This is a genomic window from Pseudoalteromonas sp. S3431, assembly GCF_000690035.1.
Lineage (GTDB): Bacteria > Pseudomonadota > Gammaproteobacteria > Enterobacterales > Alteromonadaceae > Pseudoalteromonas > Pseudoalteromonas fuliginea.
The window spans coordinates 1-13,429 of sequence record NZ_JJNY01000052.1; the positions used below are offsets into that span (position 1 = coordinate 1).

At 38.1% G+C, this 13,429-nt stretch carries 12 protein-coding genes; 6 read left to right on the forward strand and 6 right to left on the reverse strand.

Annotation, left to right across the window (positions count from 1 at the left end):
• Positions 1–340 precede the first annotated feature (340 nt).
• The 3 genes from DO88_RS06405 (at position 341) to rnd (ending at position 4,142) form a co-directional block, all read left to right on the forward strand.
• The gene (locus DO88_RS06405) at positions 341–1,192 is read left to right on the forward strand and encodes an alpha/beta hydrolase (protein ID WP_033039980.1); all 852 of its coding nucleotides are present in this window, start codon (positions 341–343) and stop codon (positions 1,190–1,192) included.
• 115 nt (positions 1,193–1,307) lie between these two features.
• On the forward strand, positions 1,308–2,960 hold the full coding sequence (gene fadD, locus DO88_RS06400) for a long-chain-fatty-acid--CoA ligase FadD (protein ID WP_033039982.1): 1,653 nt from the start codon (positions 1,308–1,310) through the stop codon (positions 2,958–2,960).
• 51 nt (positions 2,961–3,011) lie between these two features.
• Positions 3,012–4,142, forward strand: a complete 1,131-nt coding sequence (gene rnd, locus DO88_RS06395) for a ribonuclease D (RefSeq protein WP_033039985.1) — start codon at positions 3,012–3,014, stop codon at positions 4,140–4,142.
• 155 nt (positions 4,143–4,297) lie between these two features.
• On the opposite strand, the gene minE is transcribed toward rnd, so the two are convergent.
• Genes minE through minC form a run of 3 tightly spaced genes read right to left on the reverse strand, consistent with a single transcriptional unit; the run spans position 4,298 to position 6,082 of the window.
• Positions 4,298–4,561 (reverse strand): cell division topological specificity factor MinE, encoded by a 264-nt coding sequence (gene minE, locus DO88_RS06390; RefSeq protein WP_007377619.1) that lies wholly within the window; start codon positions 4,559–4,561, stop codon positions 4,298–4,300.
• 1 nt (position 4,562) lies between these two features.
• The gene (gene minD, locus DO88_RS06385; protein WP_007377618.1) at positions 4,563–5,372 is read right to left on the reverse strand and encodes a septum site-determining protein MinD; all 810 of its coding nucleotides are present in this window, start codon (positions 5,370–5,372) and stop codon (positions 4,563–4,565) included.
• A gap of 5 nt (positions 5,373–5,377) precedes the next feature.
• The gene (gene minC / locus DO88_RS06380; RefSeq protein ID WP_007377617.1) at positions 5,378–6,082 is read right to left on the reverse strand and encodes a septum site-determining protein MinC; all 705 of its coding nucleotides are present in this window, start codon (positions 6,080–6,082) and stop codon (positions 5,378–5,380) included.
• A gap of 155 nt (positions 6,083–6,237) precedes the next feature.
• Here minC and DO88_RS06375 point away from each other — a divergent pair, with 155 nt between their 5' ends.
• Both DO88_RS06375 and DO88_RS06370 read left to right on the forward strand, forming a co-directional pair.
• Positions 6,238–6,525 (forward strand): YcgL domain-containing protein, encoded by a 288-nt coding sequence (locus tag DO88_RS06375; protein WP_008134235.1) that lies wholly within the window; start codon positions 6,238–6,240, stop codon positions 6,523–6,525.
• Positions 6,518–7,534 carry a lytic murein transglycosylase gene (locus DO88_RS06370; protein ID WP_007377615.1) on the forward strand — a complete coding sequence of 339 codons (1,017 nt, stop codon included), beginning with the start codon at positions 6,518–6,520 and terminating at the stop codon, positions 7,532–7,534. The genes DO88_RS06375 and DO88_RS06370 overlap by 8 nt, the downstream gene beginning before the upstream one ends.
• 40 nt (positions 7,535–7,574) lie before the next feature.
• Here DO88_RS06370 and DO88_RS06365 read toward each other — a convergent pair whose 3' ends face one another.
• Positions 7,575–8,120, reverse strand: coding sequence for a GbsR/MarR family transcriptional regulator (locus tag DO88_RS06365; RefSeq protein ID WP_010552940.1), 546 nt, complete (start codon positions 8,118–8,120; stop codon positions 7,575–7,577).
• Positions 8,121–8,325: 205 nt separating this feature from the next.
• Between DO88_RS06365 and adhP the strand changes: the two genes are divergently transcribed.
• Complete coding sequence (gene adhP / locus DO88_RS06360; RefSeq protein WP_007377613.1) at positions 8,326–9,336, forward strand: alcohol dehydrogenase AdhP; 1,011 nt, start codon at positions 8,326–8,328, stop codon at positions 9,334–9,336.
• A gap of 100 nt (positions 9,337–9,436) precedes the next feature.
• Here the strand turns inward: adhP and DO88_RS06355 are convergent, their stop codons facing one another.
• Positions 9,437–11,854, reverse strand: a complete 2,418-nt coding sequence (locus tag DO88_RS06355; RefSeq protein WP_033039989.1) for a TonB-dependent receptor — start codon at positions 11,852–11,854, stop codon at positions 9,437–9,439.
• Between the two features lie 252 nt (positions 11,855–12,106).
• Positions 12,107–13,384 (reverse strand): Xaa-Pro dipeptidase, encoded by a 1,278-nt coding sequence (locus tag DO88_RS06350; RefSeq protein ID WP_007377611.1) that lies wholly within the window; start codon positions 13,382–13,384, stop codon positions 12,107–12,109.
• Between the last annotated feature and the right edge of the window lie 45 nt (positions 13,385–13,429).

Sequence of the window (13,429 nt, forward strand, 5' to 3'; positions counted from 1 at the left end):
AGCCCACTAGGTTACAAACCTCGCGCCGCGATTTAATCGTCCCTAGATTGAACAAATTTCAATCCACAAAGGTCAACACGCCCTAAAGTTGTCATTCACAGTATTTATACTCGTTATTATTTATAAAAACATGCAATAGATTAAAACGCTGTTTAGTTTTTAGAAAATTGATCTTTTCTTAAATTTAGGGTTTATTTAACTTATTGAAAATTAATGGTTACTTTGTTTTTTATTTATTGAGTGAAAGCCTCATCAAGGCTGAACAAATAGGGAGATGTTAGTGGTCTGACAACTTGTATGCTATAAATGACAATGCATTAAAAACAACAAGAGGTTTGGTGTGCAGCCATTTAATATTCAAACCAACAATTTAAATATTCATGGTCAAAAGAAAGGGTCGGGCGCTGATGTTGTAATTGCACTGCACGGTTGGCTCGATAATAGTAATAGCTTTGCTCCTATGCTTGATGGCGTTGAACCTGAGCATACTTGGTACTGTATTGACTTTGCAGGCCACGGTTTGTCATCTTGGCGAAGTCAAGATGCTCACTATTATTTTGTTGATTATATTGATGATTTATACCAGTTTATAAATGCGCTTGGTGTAAAAAAAGTACATTTAGTTGGTCACTCGATGGGAGCCATGGTAGCAGGACTTTTTGCTAGCTGTTTTAACGATTATGTTAAGTCGGTTACCTTTATTGAAGGCATTGGCTGCGTTACAACCCCTAGCCAAGATGTATGCGAACAGTTAAAAAACGCGGTATTAAATAGAACAAGATTAAAAAATAAGAAATCGAGAATTTATAAATCGAAAACGCTAATTTATGAAGCACGCTCACAAACTACCGATTTGAATAATGAACTAATTATGCTTTTAATGAATCGAAACATAAAAGCAATCGATGGAGGGTTTGAATTAACGACTGACCCAAAGCTTAAAAATCATTCAGGTTTTAGATTTGATGAAGCGCAATGTATTGGTGCAATAAAAGATTTAATTGCACCATGTCAATTAATTATAGGTAATGAAGGTTATACGTTTGTAAAACAGAATTTAGCTAAGTATATTAATTATTACAGTGACTTAAGTGTAATTAATGTTGGTGGTGGACATCATTGTCATATGCAAAGTAGTAACGAATGTTTTGAATATATTCAAGCATTTATGGTGCAAAGTGGTGCACGTTAATTGTATATTGTCGATAAATGTGGGATTATTCCCGCATTAGAGTATTTGCTCAATTGTTAAAGTGCCTTACTTAGATTAAGGTTAATAAAAATATAATTATAAACAGGGGCTAAGAGTGGAAAAAATCTGGCTTAAGCGCTACCCAGAGGGTATGCCTGAAACAATCGATCCTGAGCATTACAACTCGTTACTCGAAGTGTTCGAAAAAAGTTTTAGTGACTACAAAGATTTACCTGCATTTACTAATATGGGTAAAACACTGTCTTATGACGAAATTGATACAGCAACCAAAAAAGTTGCTTCTTACATTCAAAATAATTTAGGTCTCAAAAAAGGCGACAAAGTCGCTGTTATGATGCCCAATTTATTGCAAACGCCGATATCAATTTTAGGTATTTTACGTGCGGGTTGTGTGGTTGTTAACGTTAATCCACTTTATACCGTGCGTGAGTTAGAGCATCAATTAAAAGACTCTGATACCACCGCAATTTTTATCCTTGCAAACTTTGCAGATACGCTTGAAAAATCACTTGCACATACTGATGTTAAACATATCGTAGTTACGCAAGTAGGCGATTTGGTTGGTGGCCTTAAAAAACACATAGTAAACTTTGTTGTTAAGCACGTTAAAAAAATGGTGCCTACATACAATTTACCTAATACGATTAAGTTTTCTGACTTGTTAGAAGCAGATGCAGATGCATATAAACGCCCGGAAATGAACTTAAGCGATTTAGCTTTTTTACAATACACTGGTGGTACAACGGGTGTATCTAAAGGAGCAATGCTGAGCCATGGTAATATGGTGGGGAATCTTGAGCAAGTATCGGGCTGTTTAGATAAAGTATTGGAACGAGGTAAAGAAGTTGTTGTTACCGCATTGCCGCTTTATCATATTTTTGCATTAACGGCTAACTGCTTAACCTTTATGAAATATGGTGGTTTAAACTTATTAATTACTAATCCGCGCGATATGCCCGGGTTTGTTAAAGAATTAGGACAAACAAAATTTACTGCCATTACGGGTGTTAATACGTTATTTAATGGCTTGTTAAATACTCCAGGTTTTGCTGAACTTGATTTTAGCCATTTGAAAATGTCATTAGGCGGCGGTATGGCCGTTCAACGTCCAGTCGCTGAAAAATGGCAAAAAGTAACTGGCTCAAAATTAATGGAAGGCTACGGCCTTACTGAATGTGCTCCTTTAGTGACTATCAGTCCTTACGATTTGAAAGCGTACAACGGTTCTATTGGCTTACCAGCGCCAAATACTGATATAAAGTTAATTCTTGATAATGGTGAAGAGGCTGCACAAGGCGAGCCTGGTGAGCTATGCGTTAAGGGACCTCAGGTAATGCTTGGTTACTACAAGCGACCAGATGCAACCGCTGAATGTTTAAAAGATGGTTGGTTTGCAACAGGTGATATTGCAACCTATGATGAGGAAGGTTTCTTTTTTATCGTCGATCGTAAAAAAGACATGATTATTGTTTCTGGTTTCAATGTTTTCCCAAATGAAATTGAAGAAGTTATCGCTATGCACGAAGGTGTGCTTGAAGTAGCAGCTATTGGTATTCCACATGATGCAAGCGGTGAACAAGTTAAAGTTTTTGTTGTAAAAAAAGACCCTTCTTTGACTGAAAAAGATATAATAAATCACTGTCGTGATAATTTAACTAATTATAAGGTTCCCAAGCTCGTTGAGTTTAGGGATGAATTACCTAAAACTAATGTAGGTAAAATACTCAGAAGAGCCTTGAAAGATTAGCAACCTATAAAAAAGCCGGCAATAGCCGGTTTTTTTATTGTAGGAGACTAAGTGCAATATCAATTAATCGAAACACAAAATCAACTGAACACTTTTGTTGAACAAATAAAAAACAAGCCTATTTTAGCTATTGATACCGAGTTTATGCGTCGTCGCACTTTGTATCCAGAAGTTGCACTTATCCAAGTATTTGATGGCGAGCATTTAGCTCTGATTGATCCACTGGCTGAACTTTCTTTGTTTGATTTTTGGCAAATATTAAAAGACCCCACCGTACTAAAAGTATTACATTCACCTTCAGAGGATATTGAAGTATTTCAAAAATACGCAGGCTTTGTCCCTGCGCCGTTATTTGATACACAATTTGCACTGCAATTGCTAGGTGAAGGCAACTGTATGGGTTTTGCGCTTATGGTAAAAGAGCTGCTGGGTATTGAAATAGATAAAAGTGAATCGCGTACTAATTGGTTGCAACGTCCGTTAACGACTAAACAACTTGATTATGCAGCAGCTGACACATTTCATTTGCTGCCGTGTTTTAAATTAATTATTGAGCGTATTAAAGCAGCTGATTTATTTGATATTGTTATTAATGAAAGCGAATTAATTGCTAATAAACGTGCGTTTCAAACACCCGATGAGCTTTTATATAAAGATATTAAAAATGCATGGCAACTTAAACCACATGAGCTGGCTGTATTAAAAGAGCTTGCTGTATGGCGACGAAATAAAGCAATTAGAAAAAATTTAGCGCTTAATTTTGTTTTAAAAGAACATAACATGACTGAAATTGCAAAACGTGGCCCTTCTAGTCTAAATGCTCTTCGTCAAATTCCTGGTGTTGAAGCTATAGAAGTTAATCGTTCTGGTGTTGAGGTACTAAAATGTATTGAAGCAGCTAAAGCAATACCTGAGAGCGAGCACCCCGAAGTACTTAAGCGCTTAATTGATTTTCCTACTTACAAAAAAGTTGCTAAAGATATAAAGCAAAAAATCACCAAAGTAGCTAAAGAGCACAATATACCAGAAGACGTTATGGCTTCTAAAAAGCAAATTAATCAATTGATCAGTTGGAATTGGAAGCTTACTAATGAGCAAAAAAAGAGTCATATAAAGCCTGACTTACTTAGCTCTTGGCGTTATTCATATGTTCAAGATGCGCTAAAAGAGTGGGATACTTAAGATTAAATATACCCTTTAATTGTGTGACATTTATCTGTTGATTTGCATGGTGAAAAACTTTTAGTTCAGCGCAGAGGATCAAAGCATAGGTATTTAGAGCCGCTATTACAAAGCAGATATAAATAAAATGGGCGCTTTAAGCGCCCATTTTATATTTACTTCTTTTCTTCATCAGGTAACGTAACGTTTAGCTCAAGAACAGCTAGATCATCTTCGTTTTGATCGAATTGAACTTGTACCGCATCGCTACTTACGTTCACGTATTTACGGATCACATCTAAAATATCTTGTTTTAATTGTGGTAAGTAATCCGGCGTTCCTCGTTGAGAACGCTCGTGCGCGACAATGATCTGCAATCGCTCTTTTGCTAATGACGCACTGTTTTTCTTTTCTGAGCGGAAGTAGTCAAGTAAAGACACGTTAACCTCCAAAAATCCGTTTAAATAAGCCTTTTTTCTCTACATCTAAGAAGCGAAAATCGACGGTTTCACCGAGTAAGCGGTTAATAGCATCAGCATAAGCTTGCCCAGCGTCAGACTCACTGTCTAATATAACGGGCTGACCTGAGTTAGATGCACTTAGTACCGCTTGAGATTCTGGAATAACACCTAATAAATCAATAGCTAAAATGTCTTGTACGTCTTCGACTGATAACATTTCACCTTTAGCAACTCGATCAGGGTTGTAGCGTGTTAATAGTAAGTGTTCTTTAATGTTTTCTAGGCCTTCTTCAGCACGTTTCGATTTGCTGTGTAAAATACCTAAAATACGATCTGAATCTCGAACTGACGACACTTCTGGATTAGTTGTTACAATTGCTTCGTCAGCAAAATACATTGCCATCATCGCACCGGCTTCAATACCAGCTGGCGAGTCACAAACAATGTAATCAAAGTCTTCTTTTAATTCGTTTAGTACGCGTTCAACACCTTCACGTGTTAATGCGTCTTTATCACGCGTTTGCGATGCAGGGAGTAAAAACAATTTATCAACACGCTTGTCTTTAATAAGCGCCTGATTAAGTTTTGCTTCACCGTTGATTACGTTTACAAAGTCATAAACCACACGGCGTTCACAACCCATAATTAAGTCTAGGTTACGTAAACCAATATCAAAATCGATAATAACAGTTTTATAGCCTTTTAGTGCTAAGCCTGTGCCGATTGCAGCACTTGATGTTGTTTTTCCAACACCGCCTTTACCTGAGGTAACGACAATTACTTTTGCCATGAGATTTATCCTTTAACCAAAGCTGAAATTTCTAATGATTCATTTTTTTGTTGTATTTGCACGGCGTTTCCCCAATGCTCACCTTGGAGTGAATCACTGATCCAATAATTACCATTAATGGAAACAAGCTCTGCCTCTAATTTTTGGCAGAATATATGTGCATTTTTTAATCCTTTTGCACCGGCAATAGCCCGCCCGCGAAGAGTTCCGTATATATGCACATTACCATCGGCAATAACTTCGGCGCCATGACTTACAGCACCTAACACAATTAGGTCTCTGTCTTTTGCATAAACTTGCTGTCCCGAACGTACAGCACCATTGATAATTTGTGCTGGTAAAATTACATTTTTTTCAATGATAGACGTATTAGTTTCCTGTTTAACAGGTTCACTCTTAACGTCTTGTGAATAATTTAAAACAGAGAGCCCAGCAGCTTTTGCATCTATGTGTTGTTCATCAGAACCATTACACACACCAACAGCATTAAAACTCATCCGCTCGATTAATGATTTTAAGTGAACAAAATCGAGTGAACTATTTTTTATCTCAATTAAGTTAACAACAATAGGTGCACCCTCAAAAAACTTAGGTGCTTGGGCTATTTTTATATACAGTTGTTCTGCTAAAAGGTTTATATCAGTAGTATAGAGATGCAAAACTGATAACGTAAAAAGATTCCCTTTTAACTCAAAAATTTGGTCCGACATACACGCTCAATTGAATTGTCTGATCAGAAATTAATCTTAGATAAACATAGGCTGAATAAGGCCTTTAATGAAATTTCTAATCTAATTTTTCTAACTTATTATTACTCTCATGTTATAGTGTGCGGCATTGTTAAGCAAGAATTTATAGGGCCATAATGCTCACTGCAGTATATAAAAGTAAGAAAAAAGCGGATACGTTCTTATTTGTTGAAAAAAGAGATGATTTTAGTAAAGTTCCGGAACCTTTGATGACTATGTTTGGTCAACCTGTTTATGTGATGATCATCAATTTAGCAAAACGTGAGCATTTAGGTGGGGCAGATTTAGAAACTGTAAAAGCAGCGTTATCAAACCCTGATAAAGGCTACTACTTACAAATTCCACCACCTGAGCAAAATTTGCTAAGCCAATTACGAAAAGACAATGGAGTTGATAGTGATTAAAAAACTTATCGTTATATTATGTGGTGTATGTTTAAGCTCACCTGTGATTGCAAAAACTCAGGCTGATTTTCAAGATTATTTAGCTAATTTAAAGCAAGAAGCTATTGCAAAAGGTTATGAGGCCAAACTTATTGACGATGCGTTTGCAACAGCAACGTATAAAGAAAAAGTGGTTTCGGCTGACAAAAACCAGCCAGAAGTAAAAGAAACCCTTGAAACGTATTTACCAAAACGTGTACCACAATGGAAAATTGACCGCGCACGTAAGCTTTACGCAGAAAACAAAGAGGTACTTGAAAAAGTAGCGAAAGAGTTTGGCGTACAATCACGCTTTATAGTCGCGCTTTGGGGACTTGAAAGTAACTTTGGCACTATACAAGGTGGTCATAACGTTATCTCATCATTAGTGACGCTTGCTTTTGATGGACGCCGAGAAGCACTTTATAAACGCCAGCTTTGGGCTGCACTGGATATTTTAAAATCAGGTCACATAACGCTTGATAAATTTAAAGGCTCATGGGCAGGCGCAATGGGGCAAACACAATTTATGCCTACTTCATTTAATGCCTACGCGGTTGATTACAACAACGATGGCCGCAAAGATATTTGGACTACAAAGGAAGATGCATTTGCTTCAATTGCTAATTATTTAAAGCAAGAGGGTTGGAATGACTCACTTACTTGGGGTCGCCAAGTTCAGTTACCTGAAGATTTTGATAGTAAATATGTTTTAGTTCGTGGAACAAAAACACGCAAGCAGTGGTTAGAATATTGGAACGACTCAGAGCGCTCATTAGCTGATTGGCAAGCACTGGGTGTCCGTAAAGCTGATGGTTCTGATTTACCTAATGTAGACGTACGTGCTGCGCTGGTTATGCCTGATGACATAAATGGTCGTATGTATTTAGCGTACGATAACTACAAAGTGTTTATGCATTGGAATCGCTCGTATTACTTTGCTACTAGCGTAGGTTACTTGTCGGATAGAATTGGTTATCCAAAAATCTAATTTTTGAAATATACCTATAAATAAAGCCGCAATTGCGGCTTTATTCTTTTTTGAATATCTTATCTTTTAAGTCAATAACTTTACCAATTCCAGAACCTAGCTTCATCAGCTTATTAAGTTGCTCTGGCGTTAAACGTTGCAGCTCTGATGACCATTTAGTGACAGTTTCAAGTAGGTTGTGAATTTCCCCCATTTGTTTTTGTGCATAAAGCTCATCGTCGTTACTGGCTTCATCTAATAAGTTATCGCGTAGTAATGTTAAGGTGGGCTCAATTTCGCGCTTTTTACGTTCTTCAAATACGCGATTTGCCATATCCCAAATATCGCCAGCAGGGGCGTAGTACTCTTTTCGATCGCCAGGAATATGCTGCACTTTAATTAATTGCCACGATTGCAACTCTTTAATACCCATGCTTACATTACCGCGAGAAATACTAAGCGCATCTGCAATCTCATTGGCTGTCATTGGATTTTTAGTAATAATCAGCAAACCACACATTTGCCCAATCGTACGATTGAATCCCCAGCGGCTGCCCATCTCACCACAATGCATTACAAAGGCAAAATTCTTTTCGGATAAACTCATAGCTTAGTAACTTTCAGTAATTTCAGAAAGTAAATGCTAGCACGCTCATTTTGGATAGCAAGTTCTTAGCCATTTTATAAATTGATTTTAACGACTAAAGTATGATTTAGATTAATATTTATACATCTATATTGGGGTATGTTGTACACAACAATACGTAAATAAATCCTTATTTTTAATTTTTTTCACATACGATGGAATGACTATGAAAGCTGCAATTAATAATGAATACAAAGGTAAATTACAAATAACAGATCTGCCAATTCCTGAGGTTGGAATAAACGACGTTTTAGTAAAAATAGCCGCTTGTGGCGTTTGCCACACCGATTTACATGCCTGTCATGGTGATTGGCCGGTAAAGCCAAAAATGCCATTAGTTCCAGGGCATGAAGGAGTTGGTGTTATTGATAAAGTTGGAAGCAACATTAAGCACTTAGAAGTTGGCGATAGAGTGGGTATTCCTTGGCTCTATAGTGCATGTGGGCACTGTGAGTTTTGCCTAGATGGCAAAGAAACACTGTGTTTATCGCAGCACAATACTGGTTATTCTATTGATGGTAGTTATGCAGAGTATTGCTTAGCGCACGGAGACTACGTTATAAAAATACCCGATGAACTTGGGTTTTCTGAAGCTGCACCGCTATTTTGCGCAGGCGTTACAACGTATAAAGCATTAAAAGTATCAGATGCGAAACCAGGCCAATGGGTTGCTATTGTTGGTGTGGGCGGGCTTGGGCACTTAGCTGTGCAATATGCCAAAGCGATGGGCTTTAACGTTATAGCCGTTGATACCGGCAAAGAAAAGCTTGCGCTCGCTAAAGAACTCGGTGCCGATATAACACTCGATTTTAAAGAGGGGGTTCCGAGCGACGCTATCTTTGAGCAAGTAGGTGGCGCGCACGGCGTTGTGTGTACTGCGGTATCAAAAGCGGGGTTTGAACAAGCATATAAGAGTGTACGCCGTGGCGGTAAATGTGTATTAGTGGGGTTACCTCCAGAGGATATGCCGTTGCCTATTTTTGATACCGTGCTTAATGGAGTCTCGGTAGTTGGCTCTATTGTTGGTACGCGTAAAGATTTACAAGAATGTTTAGAATTTGCCGCTCAGGGTAAAGTTAAAGCCATCATTGAAGAAAAACGCTTAGAGGATATTAATGAAATTTTTGACGATATGCTCAAAGGGGAAATTAATGGTCGCATAGTAGTTACGATTTAATATTAGACCCCATATATAAGCAGATTGGTATAAGTCTTTTTACATACAAAAAAGCACGGTGTCTGAATTAGAATACCGTGCTTTTTAATTGTTTAAACTATTAAAGTGTGTAACTAAAGCTTAGCTTCGCATTGCGCTCTTCCCCTGGCATACCACCTAGAAACATTGCTTTTGAATAATACTTTTTATTAAACAGGTTATTTAGGTTTAATTGTATATGCCATTTGTCTGTAGTGTACGAAACAGCGGTATCGTAAAGCGTGTAACTTGGTACATAACCATCAGGAATACCAAATGATGTTGAGTTAGTGCTACGCTGTGCAACATATGACACACCGCCGCTAATATTTATCGCTTGAGGTAAGTCAAACATATTCGCGTAGTAAGTCACCCATGTACTTGCTGTTACATATGGTACGCCTTTTTGACGCGTATCGTAGCTGCTGCTATTTGGATTCTTTTTGTCGCGGGCATCTTGGTAAACACTGTTTAAGTTGATTTTCCACTTATCGTTTAAGTACGCGTTTAAATCAAGCTCAATACCTTTGGTCTCTTCTTTGCCATCAAAAAAGCTTTCGCTGACATTCGGGGCTGATACGCCAGCTTCATACAGTGGGTTACTGTATTGTAGGTTTGTCCGAGCGCTTTCAAATATAACAACTGAGGCAAGTAATTGATCATCAAATGCCTTGAAACGAACCCCTAAATCATTACTTAATGATTCAGAATCTTTTCGGTCGGCTTCGTTACCTGTCACTGTGCCTAAAACACTATAAGCCGTGCGGCCTTTAGAGTGGTTGACAAAAATAGATAGGTCTTCATTGGGTTGATATGTTGCGCCTAAATTATACGTCAAACCTCCGTCAGAGGTATTCGCTTTAGGCTTAGGTGCTGCAAGGCTCTGTCTATAACGTGCATCAACGCCAAGGTGTTCATAGCTTTGTTTAATTTGGTTATAAGCTGCACCTATACGCGTAGTAAATTGATCATTTATATACGCTACATGTTGAATACCTAAGCCCCATGCTTGTACTTTTTTATTGTAATTACTTGTTTTAAGTGGATCGTAATCTTCAAAGTTACCCGTTGGCCAGTTTGGGTTTCTAATATCAAAAATGTACGGAAGCTTACCCTGGTAACTAATCGCTTTGTTTTTATCTCTAATAATATAGTCTTTATCGTAAATTGAATATTGCTCAAAGCGAATATCACGATCTTCATAATTTGCGTTTAAAAGTAGCTCATTGTCTACGCCGCCCAACATAAAGTCATAGCGTAAATCAGCAAAATATTGCCACGACTTTTCATCCGCTTCAACTTGACGATATTCTTGTCGGCGAGCTGCAAAAGGGTAAAGTACATCGTCAACCACTAATGGCGCTCTTGGATCTTGATTAATTACCCCTCTACGATCCCAATATACATAGTTATAAGCACCTGTTTGGCGTGCAAAACTTGATGTGTAATTACGATATTGTAACTGCTGATTTAAAAACAAATCGTCGGTAATGTAATAGTTATGCGTTAATTTAAAGCGTAGTTCTTCACCTTTGTTATCTTTAGCCATCGGTGAAATAATACCGTTTGTGCCAAAGCTATAAGGCGTTAAGCCATCTGATGCGGATAACGAACTTGCTAATTGGTCGCGTTGTGATTCATTGAGTTGTAAACCTGCTGATGTGGCATCATTTACTAAATCGGCACCAGTTACTTCTCCTGCTGTTAAACCATTTACCGACGCAGAGTTGAATATACGAATAGGGTGACCGATAGAGTCAACCGCAATCGCATCTTTAATGTACGCAGCTGAAAGCATGATGTTTTGCTTATCACTAAATACATATTTTAATGACGTAAAAATTTCATCACGGTTTTCTTTTAAATCACGAAAGCCATTGCTTGATGCTGTTTTAGCAACAACACGGTACGCTAAATCATCGGTAATCGCATTTGTGCTATCAACAGACAGTGCATAACTATCCCACTGACCAAGCTCGATAGCCACTTTGTGATTTTCGTTAAACTCAGGTTTTTTTTCTATTAAATTGATGACGCCACCGGCACTGCCCATACCGTATAAACCCGTTGCAGGGCCTTTTAATATTTCGACAGAGTCCACATTGGTCAACGAACGCGTAGGGTTAAATGTGTTGCCAAGTCCTGCACCACCATACATGCCATCGTAGGTGTAGTTAGCGCCTAAACCACGAACGATTAAATTATCACCAATGCCGTAGTTGTTTCCAGCTTGTGTTAAGCCACTTACGTTTCTAACTAAATCTTGTAAATTATCAACGCCTTGGGATTCAATGAGTTCTCGGTCAATAATCACAACCGGTGCTGGCGTTTCCATTAATGACATGTCAGATTTAGTCGCAAGTCCTGAACTCATAACCACGCGGTTTTGTTTTTCGTATACGCTTATACGTTCAATGTCTTCTTCCGCTGTGGTAACTGCAATAGCTGCCTGTGCATTTAAGCATGCAAGAGTAAGTAGTGAGTATTTAAATTTTTTCATGGGGTGATAATTATTCGCATTTAACAAATTTGCGCGAATGATAATGGTTATTATTTTTAAAGTGAATAAAAAGTTCAATTATTTTTCTAAAATAGAACTGTTTGATTGATATTTGAGCTTTAAACGCTTTTTAAGCAACTTTAATTTAAACTAGTTAACATTTAGTTCAAGTTGAGATGTATATAAGGGAGTAAACACGCTGGCTTTAAAAATAATAAAGGCGTGCACTGAGAGTACACCGCCTTTATTTCATTATTTATTTTCTTTATAAATAATGCCTGCTTTCATTACAAAAGGAATTTGCTCTAATAAGGCGATGTTTTTTAATGGGTTGCCTTTTACAGCAATTAAATCTGCGGCAAAGCCTGTTTTAATTTGTCCTAACTGATCATCCATTTTTAATAGTTTCGCGCTACTAATCGTTGATGCTTGGATTGCCTGCAGCTCCGTCATGCCAAATTCAACCATACGTGAAAATTGCTTTGCGTTATCACCATGGGGATAAATTGCTGCATCAGTACCGAATACCATTTTCACACCCGCTTTAACCGCACGGCTAAAGCTATCGCGTTGTTTTTTAGATACTTGGCGTTCTTTATCGAGGTTTTCTTCGTCTACGCCGTTTTGCTCGCCATAAGTTAGCGTGTATTCGGTATTATAAATATCCATAGAAAGCCAAGTACCATGCTTTTTGGCAAGCGCTATGGCCTCGTCATCTAAAAAGCTGGCGTGCTCTACGCTATCAACACCTGCTTTAATGGCTGTTTTAATCCCGCTTGTACCGTGTGCATGAGCAGCTACTGGTAAATCTCGCATATGGGCTTCATCAACAATGGCTTTCATTTCTTCAAAAGAATACTGCTGTGCACCTACTTTAGTCCCTTTTGAAAATACTCCACCTGTGGCGCAAAACTTAATAGCATTTGCCCCGTATTTAATATTTTCGCGTACTTTTATACGCGCAGCCCATGGACCGTCTGCGACGCCACTTGAAGTATATTTAAGCTCAGGAGGTAATCGGTTGTTATCACAGTGCCCGCCAGTAATGCCGAGTGATGGGCCTGCAGCCCAAATACGAGGGCCAACTATGTCACCCGTATTTATGCCGTCACGCACGGCTATGACGCTGTAACCTTCTGCGCCAACATTACGTACTGTTGTAAATCCGGCTTCTAAGGTTTTTTTAGCAAAATGAGCCGCTTTAATCGCCATTCTAGGAACTGACTGGCCTAAACGTTCACTGCGCGGCACCGTAGGATCGCTCGTTAAATGCACATGCATATCCATTAAACCTGGCATAAGGGTTAAATCAGGTAGCTGGATATGTTTATCATCTTTAGTCAGCGTTGGTTTTTTATTTTGTTCAATATTAGTGATCACGCCATCATCAATAGTAATTAAGGGCGATTTAATGAGCTTGCCATCTTCAACATCGACCATGGCTTTTGCTGATAAGTAAGTAACGGCATGGGTATTAAAAGTGGTTAAGCAAAGTAAGGCAATAGAGGTGCTGAGTAGTTGTTTTTTCATTTTATTTTTCTTTTAAATCATATTTGAATTAATAGAAATGTAACA